General features: G+C 49.8%; 18 protein-coding genes. 7 read left to right on the top strand and 11 right to left on the bottom strand.

Translation table 11 applies throughout. The features are described from left to right. Positions 1–107 precede the first annotated feature (107 nt). From prfB to hpf, 3 genes are all read right to left on the bottom strand, one after another. Positions 108–1,209 (bottom strand): peptide chain release factor 2 gene (gene prfB / locus DP119_RS04070; RefSeq protein ID WP_112231936.1). Its coding sequence is split into 2 segments (ribosomal slippage): positions 108–1,136 and positions 1,138–1,209, totalling 1,101 coding nucleotides; the frame shifts between segments, so codons are not numbered across the junction. A gap of 64 nt (positions 1,210–1,273) precedes the next feature. Continuing rightward, entirely contained in the window at positions 1,274–3,790 is a 2,517-nt protein-coding gene (gene secA / locus DP119_RS04065) for a preprotein translocase subunit SecA (RefSeq protein ID WP_112231087.1), read from the bottom strand. A gap of 294 nt (positions 3,791–4,084) precedes the next feature. Then, positions 4,085–4,654: a ribosome hibernation-promoting factor, HPF/YfiA family gene (gene hpf / locus DP119_RS04060; protein ID WP_112231085.1), complete on the bottom strand. Its 570-nt coding sequence runs from the start codon at positions 4,652–4,654 to the stop codon at positions 4,085–4,087. Between the two features lie 127 nt (positions 4,655–4,781). Here hpf and DP119_RS04055 point away from each other — a divergent pair, with 127 nt between their 5' ends. Further along, on the top strand, positions 4,782–5,489 hold the full coding sequence (locus tag DP119_RS04055) for an SDR family NAD(P)-dependent oxidoreductase (protein WP_112231083.1): 708 nt from the start codon (positions 4,782–4,784) through the stop codon (positions 5,487–5,489). Positions 5,490–5,542: 53 nt separating this feature from the next. Here the strand turns inward: DP119_RS04055 and DP119_RS04050 are convergent, their stop codons facing one another. The 4 genes from DP119_RS04050 to DP119_RS04035 form a co-directional block, all read right to left on the bottom strand. Then, positions 5,543–6,046, bottom strand: coding sequence for a ComF family protein (locus DP119_RS04050; RefSeq protein ID WP_240616367.1), 504 nt, complete (start codon positions 6,044–6,046; stop codon positions 5,543–5,545). A gap of 152 nt (positions 6,047–6,198) precedes the next feature. Continuing rightward, entirely contained in the window at positions 6,199–7,527 is a 1,329-nt protein-coding gene (locus DP119_RS04045) for an ATP-dependent helicase ComFA (protein ID WP_112231081.1), read from the bottom strand. Between the two features lie 39 nt (positions 7,528–7,566). Continuing rightward, on the bottom strand, positions 7,567–8,397 hold the full coding sequence (locus DP119_RS04040) for a DegV family protein (RefSeq protein ID WP_112231079.1): 831 nt from the start codon (positions 8,395–8,397) through the stop codon (positions 7,567–7,569). Between the two features lie 166 nt (positions 8,398–8,563). Next, positions 8,564–9,124 (bottom strand): DUF4440 domain-containing protein, encoded by a 561-nt coding sequence (locus DP119_RS04035; protein ID WP_112231077.1) that lies wholly within the window; start codon positions 9,122–9,124, stop codon positions 8,564–8,566. A gap of 131 nt (positions 9,125–9,255) precedes the next feature. On the opposite strand from DP119_RS04035, the gene DP119_RS04030 reads away from it, so the two are divergent. Continuing rightward, positions 9,256–9,864, top strand: coding sequence for a 3'-5' exonuclease (locus DP119_RS04030; RefSeq protein ID WP_112231075.1), 609 nt, complete (start codon positions 9,256–9,258; stop codon positions 9,862–9,864). A gap of 265 nt (positions 9,865–10,129) precedes the next feature. On the opposite strand, the gene DP119_RS04025 is transcribed toward DP119_RS04030, so the two are convergent. Together DP119_RS04025 and DP119_RS04020 are read right to left on the bottom strand one after the other, a co-directional pair. Beyond that, entirely contained in the window at positions 10,130–10,804 is a 675-nt protein-coding gene (locus tag DP119_RS04025) for a response regulator transcription factor (protein ID WP_058383351.1), read from the bottom strand. Positions 10,805–10,832: 28 nt separating this feature from the next. Further along, positions 10,833–11,978 (bottom strand): sensor histidine kinase, encoded by a 1,146-nt coding sequence (locus DP119_RS04020; RefSeq protein WP_112231073.1) that lies wholly within the window; start codon positions 11,976–11,978, stop codon positions 10,833–10,835. A 153-nt stretch (positions 11,979–12,131) separates the two neighbouring features. Between DP119_RS04020 and DP119_RS04015 the strand changes: the two genes are divergently transcribed. Together DP119_RS04015 and DP119_RS04010 are read left to right on the top strand one after the other, a co-directional pair. Continuing rightward, the gene (locus DP119_RS04015) at positions 12,132–12,767 is read left to right on the top strand and encodes a YigZ family protein (RefSeq protein WP_112231072.1); all 636 of its coding nucleotides are present in this window, start codon (positions 12,132–12,134) and stop codon (positions 12,765–12,767) included. Positions 12,768–12,930: 163 nt separating this feature from the next. Continuing rightward, positions 12,931–13,983, top strand: coding sequence for an LCP family protein (locus tag DP119_RS04010; RefSeq protein WP_112231070.1), 1,053 nt, complete (start codon positions 12,931–12,933; stop codon positions 13,981–13,983). An 83-nt stretch (positions 13,984–14,066) separates the two neighbouring features. Here DP119_RS04010 and DP119_RS04005 read toward each other — a convergent pair whose 3' ends face one another. After that, complete coding sequence (locus DP119_RS04005; protein WP_112231068.1) at positions 14,067–15,143, bottom strand: glycosyltransferase family 4 protein; 1,077 nt, start codon at positions 15,141–15,143, stop codon at positions 14,067–14,069. A 317-nt stretch (positions 15,144–15,460) separates the two neighbouring features. Between DP119_RS04005 and DP119_RS04000 the strand changes: the two genes are divergently transcribed. The 3 genes from DP119_RS04000 to brnQ all read left to right on the top strand — a co-directional run bounded on the left by DP119_RS04000 (position 15,461) and on the right by brnQ (position 17,498). Beyond that, positions 15,461–15,751: a hypothetical protein gene (locus tag DP119_RS04000; protein ID WP_112231067.1), complete on the top strand. Its 291-nt coding sequence runs from the start codon at positions 15,461–15,463 to the stop codon at positions 15,749–15,751. A 111-nt stretch (positions 15,752–15,862) separates the two neighbouring features. After that, the gene (locus DP119_RS03995) at positions 15,863–16,054 is read left to right on the top strand and encodes a CsbD family protein (RefSeq protein WP_112231065.1); all 192 of its coding nucleotides are present in this window, start codon (positions 15,863–15,865) and stop codon (positions 16,052–16,054) included. Positions 16,055–16,175: 121 nt separating this feature from the next. Next, positions 16,176–17,498 (top strand): branched-chain amino acid transport system II carrier protein, encoded by a 1,323-nt coding sequence (gene brnQ, locus DP119_RS03990; protein WP_112231063.1) that lies wholly within the window; start codon positions 16,176–16,178, stop codon positions 17,496–17,498. A 53-nt stretch (positions 17,499–17,551) separates the two neighbouring features. Here the strand turns inward: brnQ and DP119_RS03985 are convergent, their stop codons facing one another. Next, on the bottom strand, positions 17,552–18,496 hold the full coding sequence (locus DP119_RS03985; protein WP_112231061.1) for a YflT domain-containing protein: 945 nt from the start codon (positions 18,494–18,496) through the stop codon (positions 17,552–17,554). Positions 18,497–18,652 lie beyond the last annotated feature (156 nt).

Genomic DNA, 18,652 nt, shown 5'->3' with positions numbered 1-18,652 from the left:
ACTTCTATTGCCTTTCTGCAAATAAAAAAACCTCGGAAGCCGCCACTCTGTTGAGCAGCCGCTTCCAGGGCCCTTGCTTTTGAAATCCACTGATGGTTTGTTCAGCCTTATTGCATTTTCGAGCGCAGCATTGCATGGATGAATCCATCCAGGTCGCCATCCATGACAGCTTGGAGATTTCCAGTTTCATGGTTGGTCCGGTGGTCTTTGACCATGGAATACGGGTGGAAGACGTAAGAACGGATCTGGCTGCCCCAGCCGATTTCTTTCTGTTCCCCGCGGATTTCCAGCAATTCCTTTTCTTGCTCTTCGATCTTCAATGCATATAGCTTCGCTTTCAGCATTTGCATCGCTTTTTCGCGGTTCTTGATCTGTGAGCGTTCCTGTTGGCACGTCACGACTGCGCCAGTCGGCAAGTGGGTGATCCGGACAGCGGAGTCCGTCGTATTGATGTGCTGACCGCCGGCACCGCTTGCACGGTAGGTATCGATTTTCAAGTCTTCCGTGCGGATATCGATTTCGATTTCGCCAGTGAACTCCGGCATTACTTCACACGATACAAACGATGTGTGGCGGCGGCCGGAGGAGTCGAACGGTGAAATACGGACCAAGCGGTGGACGCCTTTTTCAGCTTTTAAATAGCCGTAAGCATTATGGCCTTTGATGCCGAGCGTGACCGATTTGACCCCGGCCTCATCTCCTGCCAGGTAATCCAAAGTCTCCACTTTGAAACCGCGTTTCTCAGCCCAGCGCGTATACATGCGAAGCAGCATCGAACACCAATCCTGGGATTCCGTTCCCCCAGCGCCGGGATGCAGTTCCAGAATGGCATTATTTTTGTCATACGGTTCACTCAATAGGAGCTCCAACTCGAAATTGCCGAGATCGTCCAGAAACTGCTTCATTTCCTCGCTTAATTGTTCATGCAGGTCCTCATCGGGCTCTTCCCGCAAAAGTTCGAGTGTCATTTCCATGTCTTCCTGGCCTTCTTCGAACTTGCGGTAACGATTGACTGTATCCTTTAAAGCATTGAGTTCGGAAATGACCACTTGAGCTTCTTCCTGGTCGTTCCAGAAATTCGGGTCGATCATCCGTTCATCCAATTCCTGTATGCGGGCTTCTTTGTTTTCTAAGTCAAAGAGACCCCCTGAAGTCCGCCAATTTTTCGGCTGTTTTGTCGAGCTGGTTGCGAATATCCGCTAATTCCATCATATAAAGTTCCTCCTCATAATAATGCCGAAGAGCTGTTGCTCTTCGGCCATCAAACACTTGTTTACGAAGCTGCCCCGTGGCAGTTCTTGAATTTCTTGCCGCTGCCGCATGGGCATAGGTCGTTGCGGCCTACTTCCATTTCCCGGCGGGCGGGTTCTTTCTTCTTGCGTGGTGCCTGGCCGCCTTCTTTCGGGTTGACCGCTTGGCCTTTCGCCACTTCTTCACGTTCGAGATTGTTCTTGATTTCCGCTTTCAACGCGTATTTCGCGACGTCGTCTTCGATCGCCTCGATCATCGCTTCGAACATGGCAAAGCCTTCGTTCTGGTATTCCCGAAGCGGATCATTTTGCCCGTATGCGCGCAGGTGGATCCCTTGTCTCAATTGGTCCATCGCATCGATATGGTCGATCCATTTCGTATCGATTGAACGCAGCAATACGACTTTCTCGAATTCACGCATGCGTTCAGGCGTCATTTCCGCTTCTTTTTCATCGTAATGCGCCGTTGCTTTACTGCGCACGAACTCGATGATCTGTTCTTGCGTCTTGCCTTCCAGGTCTTGTTCGGTGATGGTATCTTCCGGCAAAAGATTGGCGGAAATTACTTCCGTCAATGACTTCAAATGCCATTCTTCCGGCTTTTCAGCCGTTGTATAGCTCGCGACCATGCGGCCGATCGAACTGTCGATCATATTGTCGACAAGTTCGCGCATATTGTCGGTCTCGAGCACTTCCATCCGTTCTTTATAGATGATTTCACGCTGTTCGCGCAAGACATCATCATACTGCAAAAGGCGTTTCCGCGCATCGAAGTTATTGCCTTCCACACGTTTTTGGGCGGATTCGACAGAACGCGTCACCATGCGGGATTGCAGCGGCTGGGAATCGTCCATGCCGAGCTTGCCCATCATATTGCGCATGGAATCCGAGCCGAAGCGGCGCATCAGGTCGTCTTCAAGCGACAGGTAGAATTGCGTCACGCCAGGGTCTCCCTGGCGCCCGGAACGCCCGCGCAGCTGATTATCGATGCGGCGGGATTCGTGGCGCTCCGTACCGATGACCGCAAGTCCACCGGCTTCGATGACACCTTCACCCAATTTGATGTCCGTTCCGCGCCCAGCCATGTTCGTGGCAATCGTGACGGCGCCTTTTTGGCCGGCATCCAGGATGATTTCGGCTTCGTGTGCGTGGTTTTTCGCGTTCAAGACCGAATGCTTGATGCCTTTTTTCGTCAAATAGGCGGAAATGATCTCGGACGTTTCAATCGCTACGGTACCGACGAGGACCGGCTGCCCTTTTTTATGGCGCTCGATGATATCTTCGGAAACCGCTTTATACTTGCCTTCGGTTGTCGCGTAGATCAAATCGACGCGGTCATCACGGATAATCGGCTTATTTGTCGGAATCGAGATGACGTTCATATTGTAGATATTGCGGAATTCTTCTTCTTCCGTTTTCGCCGTACCGGTCATGCCTGACAGTTTCTCATATTTGCGGAAATAGTTCTGGAACGTGATCGTTGCCATGGTCATCGATTCGTTCTGGACCTCGAGGCCTTCCTTGGCTTCAATCGCCTGGTGAAGCCCGTCCGAATAGCGGCGGCCTTTCATGAGGCGGCCCGTGAATTGGTCAACAATGACCACTTCGCCGTCCTGGACGACGTAATCGACATCTTTTTGCATCGTGACATGCGCTTTAAGCGATTGGTTGATCGCATGGTTCAAGCGCACATGGCTTAAATCGAATAAATTGTCGATGCTGAAGGCTTTCTCGACTTTCTCGATGCCTTCTTCCGTCAGCACGACGCCTTTCGTCGTTTCGTCATAAGCGTAATCGGTGTCTTTCTGCAGCAGGCGCCCAAAGGCATTGGCCTGCATATACAGCTGGGCGGATTTCGCTGCCTGGCCTGAAATGATCAACGGCGTCCGCGCTTCATCGATCAAGATCGAATCGACTTCATCGATAACGGCAAAATGAAGAGGCCGCTGGACCATGTCTTCTTTGTAGAGGACCATATTGTCACGCAAATAATCAAAGCCCAGCTCATTATTCGTGCTGTACGTGATGTCCGCTTGATAAGCTTCGCGTTTCTGGTCTTTCGTCAAGCTGTTGATGTTGAGCCCGACCGTCAATCCGAGCCAGTTGTACAACTTGCCCATTTCTTCGGCATCGCGGCTCGCCAAGTATTCATTGACGGTCACGACATGGACGCCTTTTTTCGTGATCGCGTTCAAATAGACGGCCATCGTCGAGGTCAAGGTTTTACCTTCACCGGTCTTCATTTCGGAAATGTTCCCTTGATGAAGCGATGCGGCACCCATGATCTGTACACGGAATGGATACATGCCAAGCACGCGCTTCGATGCCTCACGCACTGTCGCGAATGCTTCAGGCAACATGTCATCGAGCGACTCGCCTTGTTCGAAACGTGATGTGAATTCGGCTGTCTTTGCTTTTAAGGCATCATCGGTCTTGGCCGTATACTCGTCGGCCAAGGCCTCCACCTGGTCTGCCACTTTTTCCAATCGTTTTAAATCCCGTTTATTCGGGTCAAATACTTTGTTCAATACTCCAAGCATGTTTAACCGCTCCCTGCATGGCGATTCAGGCTGTAAGAAGCCTTAAAACCGCTATTGCTCATATTTTCATTCTTTGGGTTTATCTTAATCATATGCAGCATTTTCAAAAAAAATCTCACCATTCATTTTAACACTGCACTATAAAGCGTGCAAACAATGCATTTTCCTCCGAATGGCAAAAGAATATCCAAAAGAAGCGATTATTGCTATAACTTCATGCCCTTTACCGGCTTATGGAAGACAAGCCTCAAAAAGCGCATAACAAAAGCCTCCCGTTACAGGAGGCTTTCATCATCATGAAGTTGTCTCGATCAATCCGTATGAACCGTCTTTTCGTTTGTAGACGATGTTCGTGCCGTTCGACTCCGCGTCCGTGAAGACGAAGAAACTATGCCCGAGCATGTTCATCTGAAGGACAGCTTCTTCTTCATCCATCGGTTTCAAGTCGAATTGTTTTGTACGGACGATTTTCAAATCTTCCTCGTCGTCCGATTCTGCCGCGCCGTTGTTCTGGGCTTCGCTCTCTGCTGCTGCAAAGGCCAGGCCCATGCCTTCGCGGTCACGGAATTTGCGGTTGACTTTCGTTTTATACTTGCGGATTTGACGCTCCAGTTTCGAAACAATCAAATCGATCGCTGCGTAAAGATCATCGTGCCGTTCTTCAGCACGCAGTGTAAGGTTTTTCATCGGAATTGTTACTTCCACTTTTGTTTGGCTATGATTATAAGTTTTTAGATTCACCATCGCTGTTGCATTCGCCCCATCGGTGAAGTAGCGTTCGATTTTCTCTACTTTCTTCTCGATGTGTTCGCGTATTGCGGGAGTTACCTCAATATTTTCGCCTCTGATGTTGAATTGCAGCATGTAAACTCCTCCTTCTGTTTTGCTTATCTATCTATTTCTATTAGTTCCCTGTGTAATCCTTCTTGAAACTTCAAAAGTTTCAGCACTATAGTAAAAAGGTAAACTATGTGACAAGGAGATGAAGCCCATGTTTACAAATAAAACAGTAGTAGTCACTGGCGCTGCGCAAGGCATCGGGAAAACGGTAGCCCACTATTTCCAGAAAGAAGGAGCCACTGTCATCGGCTTGGACATTGCAGAAGTGGAGATCGATGGAGTGGAATACCGCCGCTGTGACGTAGGGAGCTTTCCGGAAGTCGAACGCGTCTTTTCCGACATCCACAAAGCACACGGCAGCATCCATGTGCTGATCAACAACGCCGGGATTTCAGAGTTCACGCCCCTTTGGGAGCTGAAGGAAGAAGATTGGGACCGTGTGCTCGATACGAATTTGAAGAGCGTCTTTATTTGCAGCCGCGAAGCTGCACGCTATATGGATGAGGACATCCGGTCGATCGTCAATATGTCCTCGACGCGAGCGTTCATGTCAGAACAAGGGACAGAAAGCTACTCGGCTTCAAAAGGCGGCATTTTTGCGCTCAGCCATTCGCTCGCAGCGAGCCTTCACCCAAGAGGCATACGCGTCAATTCCATCGCCCCCGGCTGGATCCATACGGGCGATGCCGCGGAGTTGCGCAAAGTCGACCACGAACAGCATTGGAGCGGCCGCGTCGGGACAACGGACGATATTGCCAGAGCGTGCCTGTTCCTGTCGAATCCCGAGAATTCTTTCATCACCGGGGAATGCTTGACGATCGACGGCGGCATGACACGGAAAATGATTTACGAGCATTAACGGAAACGGCTGCCATGCGGCTGTTTTTCTTTGCCTTTACGGATTATCTTCGCTTAAGCACGGATCAAGGCAAGGATGCGGATCGACTCGGCCCCAGCTTCCTGCAATACTTTTGCGGCATGGCGCATCGTCGTGCCGGTCGTATAAAGATCGTCCACCAGCACCAGCTGTTTCGGCACCGTTTCCCCGTTCAAGCGGAACAATTGCTGTGCATCCATCCGTTCCTGCCGGTTTTTCCCGCCTAAGGTTTCACCGCACTTCTCAAGAAGATGCCGATAGGGGATATTTGCGGCTTCCAGCAATTGATCTACTTGTGAAAAGCTCCGTTCGCGGAGCTTTTCTTCATTCAGCGGAATCGGCACGGCCACTGCCCGCTCATTCTTCAAAGCTTCCTTTAAATCGCCTGCAAATACTTGCGCCAGTAAAATATCTTTTAAAAATTTATATTGGTGGAACCAGTCTTTCATGGCATCGTTGTAGTGGAAAAGGCTCTTCCCCGACTGGATGACATCCCGATAGCCGTGCGCTTGCCAATAATGGCAATCGGGGCATATCATTTCGCCCTCCTTGCCGCAAATCTTGCAGCCGGGCCGAGTGATTTTCGCAAATTCATTTCGGCATGGCTGACACGCCACTTCCGGCGGTTCGTAGAGAAGGATGCCCCGCCACGAGGATTTAGGGCGCAGTGTTTGGTCACATAAACAGCAGTTCACGCCTCCCCCTCCTTATTGTAGAAAAGGATATCTTGTCTTGCCGCATCCATTTGCCTCGTGATGCCGCCATGGAAAAAGACGACATCCCCAGTAGGGTCTTTGGCGCTTCTCCCGACCCGCCCGGCAATCTGGATGAGCGCTGCCCGGTCGAATACAGGATGATCGGCGCCGATGACCGCCACCTGCAAATGGGGAATGGTGATGCCGCGTTCCAATATGGTGGATGTAGCAAGACCTGACAGGGTCCCTTCCCTCAATTGCATCACTTTTTCTTTGCGCTGCGGATCGTTGGCATGGACCGATTCAATCCTTGGATCGATTTGGCGAAGGAGCGGATATGCTTGGCCGATCAACTGGATGGACGGGAAGAATAAAAGGAACGGCTGCTTTTTCCGGAGCTTGTCTTCTATCCAGCCTTTTAACGGGGGAGGAATCTTGCCTTTTCGGATCTGGCGTTCATAATTCCACAGTGCCCGGTATGCGGGAACTGGCAGGGGCGCGCCATAATAGCGCCGGAATATGGTGGAGTGGCCTGCAATCTGTTTCCGGAGAGTTTTGGATGGAGTGGCGGAGATGTAGATGACAGGAGCGGACGGCTTGGCGGCTTTTTTCACCGCCCGTTCTAGCGACGGGTCAAGCGAATATGGAAAAGCATCCGCTTCATCGACGAATAGTAAATCGAAAGCTTCCTGGAATCGGTACAATTGATGGGTGGTGGCGAGGACGATTTCCCCGTATCCGGACTGTTCGGGACTATCGCCGTAGAGTGTGTGGATGGCAGCGTCCGGGAACGCCTGATGGAATCTCGGGGAGAGTTCAAGGATGACGTCGGTGCGCGGCGCCGCTACACAGATGCGCATTCCCCTTTGCAGCGCTTCATGGATCGGGAGAAACAGAATTTCCGTTTTGCCGGCCCCGCAGACGGCATACAGGAGATGGTCCTGTTCTTCCCGAATGCTCCCTGAGATGGCTTTCGATGCGTTTTCCTGCAACAACGTCAGATTGCCGGCCCATCCGAATGCACGGGGGGCAGCTTTTGAAGGGGCTGGGGCTGTCCACAAAACCAATTCCGTGCAGCTGCTGATGCGCCCCATCTTGATGCACCTCCGGCAATAATGGCAAACTTCGCCGCACCTGGCGCATTGGAACGGGATTACATAATCGGGTGATTTCTCCAGGCACCTTGCACACTCGCCATCAGCCGATATGCCGCTGACCACTTTCACATGGCCTTTATCGATTGCGGCTTGAACCTGTTCTTCGGGGAACGGGACGAATTGCTTTATCCATATCCTCCCTGTTAAAAATGCTTCGATTGCTTGCATGGCTTTCCTCCTTTTTTATAGCCGAAAGGCCTTGACCGGTCATTTCTTTGCCCAGCCAAGGCCCATTGCGCCTTCTCCTAAATGCGTGCCGATTACCGGCCCGAAATGCGAAATCGTGAATTCCACATCCGGACAGGCGAGTTCAAGCTCCGCCTTCCATTTTTCCGCTTCTTCCAGCCGGTTGGCATGGATAACTGTCGCTTGAAGCGGTTCTTTGCCGCAGTCTTTTTTCAATTCTTCGGCAATGCGGTTCATCGCCTTTTTCCGGGTGCGGATCTTTTCATACGGGACGATCAGCTTATCCTGGAAATGCAGCAGCGGTTTAATCTGGAGCATGCTGCCGACCAAAGCCTGGGCCCCTGACAAACGCCCGCCGCGTTGCAGATGGCGAAGGTCTTCCACCATAAAATAAGCACGCAGCGTTTGTTTCATTTCCTCGAGCTCTGCAAGAATCCCTTTAGCATCCATCCCCTGCTCAGCCAGTTCCGCTGCTTTTAGCGCATAGAAGCCTTGGACTGCGCAAGCGATTTCAGAATCGAACACATGGACACTCACGCCCTCGGCCATCTCCCCTGCCTGCTTCGATCCGGCCATCGTCCCGCTGATGCCGCTCGACAAATGAATCGCAACCACTTCATCGTGTTGTTCAGAAAGCTTCTCATATAACGAGACAAACTCCCCGACCGGGGGCTGCGAGGTCTTCGGAAGCTCTTCCCGCGCTTTTCCGTAAAATTCCCCAGTATCCAATTCAGTTTCCGCATAGGACTCTGTGCCGAAAGTGACCTGTAAAGGCACGACGTGTATGCCCTTATCATTTGCTTGCTGCTGCGGAATATATGCTGTGCTGTCAGTTACAATTGCTGTTTTCATTTTCAATCAGCCTCCATTGCTAGTTTACCAAAACTCTCCTGCCAATAGACAAAAATTCCGGCCCATTGATGGATCTATTTTCATCCACTGGCGCGAACCAAAAAAAGCTTTTCCGGAAACAAGCACAAATTCGCCTGCCAGGAAAAGCCCTTCGTTCAATGATCCATTATTGATTCCCGATAAAATGGAGGCTCGTCACTTTCCATTCGCCCTGCTCTTTCTTGAAAACGACCACCTGGCGCCCGGATTGCTGCATCCCTTGCTCCGTTCCGGCTTCGTTCATCTCCACATTGATAGTGGCAAAGACTTCCGCCCGGTCCTCTTCGTATTTGACGATCGTTTCATCGCTCGTCGTATATGTCGTATCATAGCTTGCAAAGGCCTCACTCAAAGCCTGCCGGTCTTCTTCACGGTCGAAGCCATCCGGGTTTTCAGCGATAGTTGCCATATAACGGTCCATATCCTCGGCATTAAAAGCCGCGATGTATTCTTCATACGCGCCAAGGAGTTCCTGTTTTTCGGCTTGTGGGACCTCCGCAGCGATGACGTCTCCCTCATCATCCAATGTAAACCCTACGTCTTGGTCTTTGATGCCGTGTTCAACCGCATTATTTTCATTGGTGGCATTGCCGTCTTCTGCTGTATTGCCGTTCACTGGCGCTTCGTCTTCGCCTGAACATCCCGCGAGCGCCAGCATGAGCCCAGTTGCAATTATCCATTTTTTCATGATGCATTCCTCCTGCGCTCATTTTGCCACAGCTATCCCCGGAATACAATGGAGAAACGGTGTCAATATGCGACGGGACAATTCCTGCAGCTGTCATGTACAATGGAAGGAAACCCAGAGGAGGCGATCGTTTGGAAAAACGGGAAGCAGAGCGTTTGCTCAACCAGAAGATAAAGCACACACGCGCTTATCCGAAAAGAAGAACCGCTGCACGAGCGAAAAAATATAATTTGACGATGGAACCGGCAGACGACTATATCGTGCTGGATTTTGAAACGACCGGCTTGCGGGCGGGCGATGACAAGATCATCCAAATCGGTGCCGTCAAATATATCGGCCACCAGCAACAGGACACGATGTATCTGTTGATCAATCCGGAACGGCCGATTTCCAGCACGATCACACGCATCACCGGCATCCGCAACGGAGACGTCCGGGATGCGCCGGTCATCGAGGAAATCGCCCCCCAACTGATCGACTTTATCGGCGATTTGCCGATTGTCGCCCACAACGCGCCATTTGATATGGGATTCCTTTATGCGCTTGAGCACATTACGCCGGTGCCGCCTTACCAAGTCATCGATACAGTCAGGCTGGCACGTAAATTCATCACGGAAACGCCGAACCACAAACTGACGACACTATCCGCCTATCTCGAGCTGGAGCACAATGCCCACGATGCACTCGGGGATTGCCTGGTTACGGCATCGATTTACCAATTCTGCATTGGGCGCATGTAAAAAAGCGCAGGAAAGATAAGGTCGAACTACGTGAGAACCTATCTTTGCGAAGTAATGCGCAGCATTATTGAGCAGAAAGGGTTACGAGCGAACGCTTCTACAAATACCCAGATCGGTCATTGATTTTGAATGTTGAAAAAGCCGCCATTTTGTTGAATCACAGTAGTTTACCGGCTTATTCAACACTTTGAAAAAAGCGCAGGAAGCAAATGCTTCCTGCGCTTTTTCGTTCTCGGCAGTGGTTGAACCACTGCCGCTGATTTTTTCAGCGTACTTCCACCCAACCGTTTTTAATGGCTGTTACGACTGCTTGCGTGCGGTCATTGACCTGCATTTTCTGCAAAATGCTCGAGACGTGGTTTTTGACTGTCTTTTCGGAGATGAACAAAGTTTCACCGATGACACGGTTGCTCTGCCCGTCCGTCAATAGCTGTAAAACTTCGCTCTCGCGTTTGGTCAATAAATGGTAAGGGCGGCGGATTTCCGTCTGATGGAAAGAGCCTTTGTTTTCACGCTCGCTCAAGCGGCGGAATTCCATCACCAAATTGCGCGTCACTTTCGGATGCAGGTAAGAGCCGCCTTTTGCGACCACTTTGATCGCCTGGATGATGGCGTCCGCGTCCATTTCTTTCAGCATATAGCCGAGTGCGCCTGTTTTAAGGGCATGCGTCACATACGATTCGTCATCGTGAATGGACAGCATAATGACTTTAGCGTCCGGGAATCTTTCGATCAATTCACCCGTTGCTTCGACGCCGTTCTTTTGCGGCATGTTGATATCCATCAATACCACGTCCGGCTGGTGCTCTTCATATAGTTTGATGACTTCCTCGCCGTCGCCGCCTTCTGCGACCACTTCAAACGATTCTTCGAAATCCAGGATTCGCTTAACACCTTCCCGGAACAATTGGTGGTCATCAATAATAATAATTTTTGTCATTATGTCGTCCTCCTCAAAATACCATATATTACATACCCGCCTTCAGCGGGATATGAAACATTAACACCGTTCCTTCGCCGAGCGTGGAATTGATGAAGAATTCCCCGCCGATCAACTCGATCCGCTCTTTCATGCCGGTCAACCCGAATGACTGGTCTTTGACGATTTCCTGGTCGAAACCGGATCCGTTATCTTTAATGATAATGGACACTTGTTCGGCAAGCCATTCCATCTTGACCTCGATATCCGTCGATTTGCCGTGGCGAATCGCATTGGAGACCGCTTCCTGCACAAGCCGGAAAATGGAAGTTTCAAAATTATTCGGGAGCCGGACCTCGTTTCCATTGGAATGGAAGTACAGCCGGACACCGCGATTGTATTCTTCAATCGTTTCCAGGTATTTCTTTAAAGTCGGCACCAGCCCGAGATCGTCAAGCGCCATAGGACGCAAATCATAGATGATGCGCCTGACTTCCGTGAGTGCTTGCCGTACCATATCCTTTAACGAGGAAATTTCCTTGAAGGCTTTATCCGCACCTTTTTCACGGTAAGTCTTTTCGATCAAATCCGAGCGCAGCAGGACATTCGCCATCATCTGGGCAGGGCCGTCATGGATTTCACGCGACAGTCTCTTGCGCTCTTCTTCCTGGGCTTCGATGATTCTCAAGCTGTAATCCTGCTTGCTCTTCGACTGGTCGACCGCGTCCCCGAAATCTTCAAGATCCGACGACAAATAATTGGTGGCCACATTGATTTGGTTGACCAACCGCTCTGCACGTTCGATCGTCTGAAGAAGTTTCTGGAGTCTGCGCTGCAGGCGATCCCGCTTCTGCCGGAACTTTTTTTCCTCGGCGCGGTTCAAGGATAATTGGACTTGCAGTTCGTTGGCCAACTCAAAAGCTTCGCGAACCTGGCTTTCAGTGAAAGACTCGAATGAACCTGAGAGTTCCGCGAGTCTCCTCCGTGCCGAACGGGTCCGCTCTTCAAGTGCGTCGCCTGCCGCGATAATGCGGCTGATGTTCGTCCTGACATTCTCCAATTCATCCTTCATCTCTTCATAGCTGCGGCGACTTTCTTCGCTAATGGCGAAAATATCCTGTTTCGACTGGTCCATCTTTGCGACCAGCTCGTCAAAGATGGAATCTAACGATGTTCCATCACTTTTCTTTGCCATTCTAAAACCGCCTTAGCTATACTTACTGTAACCATCCGTTTCCTTGTTTCTTTCGCCTTACGGGCTTTAACAAGTATATCACTATATACGCAACGGCATATTAAGAATACATTACAAATTATCTGATTTCATTTTACAACAGGGGGAGTAAAAATGCGAGAAAATTACATAACAGTAGGTTCTTCTGCCAGTGCAGAAATACTCATAAATAAATCCCGTTTCATCGGCCATGCAGCAAGGGCTGAAACGGAAGCTGAAGCGATCGCTTTCATCGAATCCATCAAATCGGAACACCGCCAGGCTACCCATAATTGTTCAGCTTACATCATCGGTGAACATGATTCCATCCAAAAAGCGAATGACGACGGGGAACCAAGCGGAACGGCAGGCGTCCCTATGCTGGAAGTGTTGAAGAAACAAGGATTGAAAGACACGGTGTTGGTAGTGACACGCTATTATGGAGGCATCAAACTGGGAGGTGGCGGACTGATCCGTGCATACGGAAAATCCGCATCGGAAGCGATTGCCGCTTCAGGCGTAGTGGAACGCCGCTTGCATCATTTGATGAAGGTATCCATCGATTATACGTGGCTCGGCAAGATCGAGAATGAAATCCGCCAGTCGGATTATCCGCTGGCTGGAATCGATTATTCCGAAGCGGTGGCGTTGGCCATCCATGTGCCAGTCGAAAAAGAACAGCAGTTTATCGACTGGGTCAATGAACTGACGAACGGGCAAGCTGAAATCGAGTCAGCCCATACGGAATTCCTTGAATTCCCCCACGCCTAGTTTCTTTTCATTTACGCGCAGTGAAAATCACTGTATAATATCCACAGCACAAAAAAATGAAAATTCGTAAATTCACTATGCCCTTAAGATTAGTGAATAGAAACATGCATGTGCCCGGCTAATTCCAAAGCCGCACATAATCCCCTTTAGAGGAGCAACTATAATGAGCAGAAAAATGAAACGGGAGGCAAAATCCAGCCGGCGGCGGAAAATCATCAAAATTTCCGCCATCCTGGCCGTCTCGCTGTTGATCAGTTTATCCGCATTTGGAATTTGGCTCGTGAAGAAAGCCGAGTTTGCCGCGAACAACGCATATGAATCTGCGGATGGCCGTGACAAATCCGACCTCCGGGATGAACAAGTAGAACCGCTGAACGACAATATCTCGATTTTGTTCATCGGCATTGATGACAGTGCCGCAAGAGACCAAAGCAGCGACAATATCCGCTCGGATGCTTTAGTCTTGGCGACATTGAATAACGAAGATAAATCAGTAAAGCTTGTAAGCATCCCCCGGGATACTTACACACTCATTCCTGACTCCGGCTATGAAGACAAAATCACCCACGCCTATGCATTGAACGGCCCGCGCTCGACGATCGAAAGCGTTGAAGGCTTGCTTGATGTGCCGGTCGATTATTACATGACGATGAATTTCGATGCCTTCGTCGATGTCGTCGATGCACTCGGCGGAATCACGGCAGAAGTGCCTTATGACTTGAAAGAAAAAGATGAAACCGATTCCCATAACGCAATCGAACTCGAAGAAGGAATCCAGCAGCTCGACGGCAGTGAAGCATTGGCCCTGGCCAGAACCCGCCATTATGACAATGACATCGAACGCGGCAAGCGCCAGCAGATGATTCTTGAGTCGATCATGGACAAAGCCTTATCAGCAGGATCCATCAGCAAATACGGCAATGTCATAGATGCAGTCGGTGACAATATGAAAACCAATATGAGTTTCCGCGATATGCAGGCATTCTTCGAATACGCGAAAAATGGCAAACCGGACGTAGAAACATTGAGTGTCCAAGGTTACGATGATATGTCGACAGGCATCTACTATTATATGCCTGATGAAGAAGCGCTTGAGGAATTGAAAGACATCCTTCAAAGCCACCTCGGCTTGAAACCCGACACTTCCAACCTTTCGCTGAATGAAGAGGACCTCGCCGAACAGGCTTTTCCAGCCACCGGATCAGAGGAAGAGTAAAAAAACTGGCAACCGATAGCGGTTGCCAGTTTTTTCGTCTTCAATCATTTTGCCCTAAATAAAAAAGCGGCCGCAGCCGCTTTTTACTTCCCTATCATCCTCACCAGATTGATCAATGGGCGGTAATTCTTCCCTGCCAGCCCGACTACTTCCACGAACAATTCGATCGCCAGAAGCATGACGCCGATCAACAGGATGCCTCCCCATAAAGTCGCCTGGGAGAACAACAAGGCTGCAAGCCCGAACAATGCGGAAATGCCGTAGATGATCAAAACGGTCTGGCTATGCGAGAATCCGATGTTCAGCAAGCAATGGTGCAAATGCGATTTGTCTGCTTCTGAAATGGATTTCTTCTCGCGCACGCGGCGCACGATGGCAAAGAACGTATCCGAAATCGGCACGCCGAGCATGATGATCGGGATGATCAGTGCAACGACTGTCACGTTCTTGAAACCCATCAATGCGAGTACCGAAATCATGAAGCCGAGGAATAACGCCCCTGTATCCCCCATGAAGATCTTTGCAGGGTGGAAATTGTAGAACAGGAAGCCGATGGAGCTGGCGGCAAGAATGGCTGCTGTCGACATGACGAAAACATCGCCCATGATGAAGGCCATCGCCGTCAGCGTCAATAGCGCTACCGTGGAGACCCCTGCAGCCAGCCCATCGAGCCCGTCAATCAAGTTGATGGCGTTGGTGATGCCCACGATCCAAATGATCGTCAGCGGAATGCTGAAGTAGCCGAAATCCAAGACGCCACCGAACGGCAAGTTAATGAATGAAATTTCAAGCCCTCCGCCAATGACTACGACTCCGGCCGCAGCCAATTGTCCGAGCATCTTGGCTTTTGCTGTAATTTCGAGCATATCATCCAAGACGCCTGTCACGATGATCAAAAACGCACCGATGATGATGGCTATTTCGATCGGTATCAGCGACGATTCAAATGCAGCTGAAACCGGATCCTTTGGTTGAAGGAAAAGGTAAGCAATCAAAAATGACCCGAATATGGCTAATCCGCCTAGACGCGGCATGATCCTTGCGTGTACTTTTCGGTAATTGGGCCGATCCACTGCCCCGATGCGAAATGCCAATCTCTTCACAAGGGGTGTCAGGAGAATCGAAGCGATAAATGCCACAACCAGTGTAAGGTATAGCATGTCCTTCCTCCTTAAAAAACTCTCATTTTGCATACATATCCATCATTATTATAGCATGGTCGGTAGAAAAGGGAAGTGATATTATGTGCCGTTCCATTATCTTCCCTATAAGTAATAGACGGCCTTCATGGAAAAAAGTTTCCGGCTTTCCAGCTTTCCGGAAAAATAATGATCTCCGTGAAACTTTTAGCATGGGCAATAAATTCTTTTGTTAATTTTCAGAATTAATAGGCACTTTTATAGTATTATATCCATATTATGCTATAATAAACACATAGGTCACGAATATCATACTAATTTGAGCGGGAGTGCGGAATATGGACAGCAATCTTCTATTTTATGCATTCAAGAAAGAATGGTCTCCTTCTGATGAAGCAGCTGTATTGAAAATGGATTATTATAAACGGGCTGAGCTCGCACAATCGATCAATTGCGAAGGGCTTCTCGTGGACTTGTCACTCGACCAACATCCCGAAGTCCGCAAAGGCGTCGCTGCCAATGCAGCAACCCCTTTGACCACATTGAAACGCTTGGCAGAACAGGATTTATGCATCTCCGTACAGGAAAAGGCAAAAGAAACACTCGATGAACAACCCCTCAACTCATAAATTGAGGCTTCCCTACGCTGCGCTGGGAAGCTTTTTTCAATTCCATTAAAGGTTTATCCCCTTCCAAAAAGGCTATACAAACAATAAGGATATTCAAAAGGAGGCATTCAAATGGCTGATAAAGAAGGATTCTCAGACAAACTGAAAGGTGCCGTCAGCAAAGGCAAGGGCGAATTGAAGGACCAGGTCGGCAATGCGACCGATGACCCGGACATGCAAGCTGAAGGCAAGGCCGACAAAACCAAAGGCAAGGTGCAAGATACGGTCGGCAAGTTCAAAGAAGGTCTCAATAAGGATAAATAAGCTCATGAAACCCGGCATAAGTGCCGGGTTTTTTATTTCCAAATTTTAATTTTCATAACTGCGTGAATTCAGTTATAATAAGTCCTTGTGCGACTATGTTTAATTTAAAAGGAGAACTCCTATGAATAAGAAAACGCTTACAAACTCTGAAACCTTGACCATTGGGCTTATGCTTTTCGCGCTGTTCCTCGGGGCCGGAAATCTAATCTTCCCTCCCTATCTCGGCCAATTGGCCGGGGAACAACTGCTTCCTGCCATCATCGGCTTTCTGCTGACCGGCGTCGGCTTGCCGCTTTTGGGCATACTCGCTATCGCAAAAGCCGGCGGTGACTTGCAATCGATCGCCGGCCGGGTCCATCCGGTCTTCGGCATCGTCTTCACGATGATCGTCTATTTGGCGATCGGGCCGTTTTTCGGGATCCCCCGGACAGCCACTGTCGCGTTCGAAATCGGCACTGCGCCATTTCTGTCCGCTGAAATGGCGTCATCATTCTGGTCCTTGTTCCTGTTCACCATCATTTTCTTCACCATCACGGTGCTGTTCGCCTTGAACCCTACCAAGCTTGTGGATCGCATCGGTAAAATCCTGACGCCGATTCTCATCATCGTCATCGGTTTTTTGGCTGTCAAAAGCTTCTTGACGCCCATGGGCCCGATGGGTGAAGCTGTTGGGAATTATGATACGGAAGCCTTTTTCGAGAGCTTCCTCCAGGGGTATTTGACGATGGACGCGATTGCCGCCCTCGTATTCGGAATTGTCATCATCCAGTCCATCCGCTCTAAAGGAGTCGAAGACAAGAACACCATCCTGAAAACGACCGCTTATGCCGGGTTCATCGCGGCAGCCGGTTTGTCGCTGGTCTATATTTCCTTAAGCTATATCGGCGCGACCAGCGTGGAAGCCATCGGAATGCAGGAAAACGGCGGAGAAGTGATCGCGCTGGCTTCACGCGTGCTGTACGGCGAAATCGGCGGGATCATTTTGGCTGCGGCAATCACTTTCGCTTGCCTGACGACTTCCATCGGGCTAGTGTCAGCGACCTCCCAATTCTTCAATAAAATCTTCCCGCAATTGCCGTATGTAGCTTATGTCTTCGTTTTTGCAGGATTCTCAACCATCATTGCCAATGTCGGATTGACCCAATTGATCGCTATTTCCTTGCCGGTGTTATTGGCCATCTATCCGCTCGCGATCGTGCTTGTCGTCCTATCGTTTTTCGATCATTCCTTTTATCAAAGGTCTTACGTCTATATCATCCCGCTTGTGCTTACGGGCATCGTAAGCGTCTTTGATGCACTTAAGAGTTCAGGGTTCGAATTCAATGCAGCCACGCAGCTCTTCTCTTACTTGCCGCTCTATGAACAAGGAATCGGCTGGCTTGTCCCTGCAATCGTCGGAACGCTTGCAGGCATCGTCATCGCGCGCAGCACACATAAACGATAAATGCAGACAAAAAAGGCCGGGGAAATGATACCATTTCCCTGGCCTTTTTCTTATTAGAATAGACGCGGCGTCGGTGGCGTACCGGTCTTTTTCTCCACATCTTTATGGAAATTATCGACGTCCCTAGGGTTCTTCGGTGATTCGAAATCGTCGTGGCGTTCAGCTTCAGCCAGACGTTCTTCTTCCGAATCGCGCCCGAACGGTGCTGGCCCTAGGTTAGGGTCGACTCCCGGGGAAGGTTCATCTTGCCGGCGGTTTACGCCATCTTCCCGGTTCAGTTCCTTTTCACCGTCCCGGTCTCCAAGTTTCGGTTCGTGTTCCATCCGTTTTTCGGATGGTTTCTCCGCCTCCGATGGCTTGGCACGGTCGCTGGTCGGGTGAATTTCAGCGCCTTTCAAACGTGAATCCTGGGACTTGCTGTGCAACTGGGATTTGTTCGTCTGCTCACGTGTGGCATCGGTGGTATAGATCCCGTCAACGCCCGTATCGTGGCGCCCTTCATGCTTTTGGATGTCTTTGTCGATGAGCTTTTCATCATCATGCATCCTGCCATCCCTTTCGACATCGCGGCCAAATGGCGCAAATGCCGTATTGCGTCCTCCAGCATCCATATCCATTGGGTTGTTGTCGTCAGAATGGGAAGAGAAATGTTCGCTTTCTGCATTCCCGCCTGGTGCACCATCCGTATACAAAAGGACAGCGCCGCGTTCGATTTCGCGCTCATAATGGTCTGCTGTGTCGCGATCGACTCCGAATTCATCCAGTTTAGAGCGCGCTTTATCTTCTCCAGTCAATAGGGTTTTGATGCGGTTGCCGAAAGAATTGGCTTTGTTCGAATCCACCCCATAGCGGTCATGGGCTTCGTTCACTAAATTTTTATCATTTGCGAGTACGTGGATATCTTCGTTCCGATAGCCTTTTGAAATAAGCGACTCCAAAGCCCGTTCCATTTCATCCTGTGAATAAACGATTTCAAATTGACGGTTTGTCTGTGCCATTCATAAAACCTCCTGATTTAACTTGTCTTGCTTTCTGTTTACCCGCACTTTATCGGTACTAAAACATTTCGTTTCTTCTACATAATCATTTTAGGCTTCCGCACAGATGGACTTTAGGCATGATGAAACCCCGATCCATAAACGATCGGGGCTGGG

The organism is Planococcus maitriensis, assembly GCF_003289925.1.
Taxonomy (GTDB): Bacteria; Bacillota; Bacilli; order Bacillales_A; family Planococcaceae; genus Planococcus; species Planococcus maitriensis.
The sequence above is the reverse complement of the archived record's forward strand: the minus strand, read 5'-3'. Positions and strand labels throughout refer to the sequence as shown.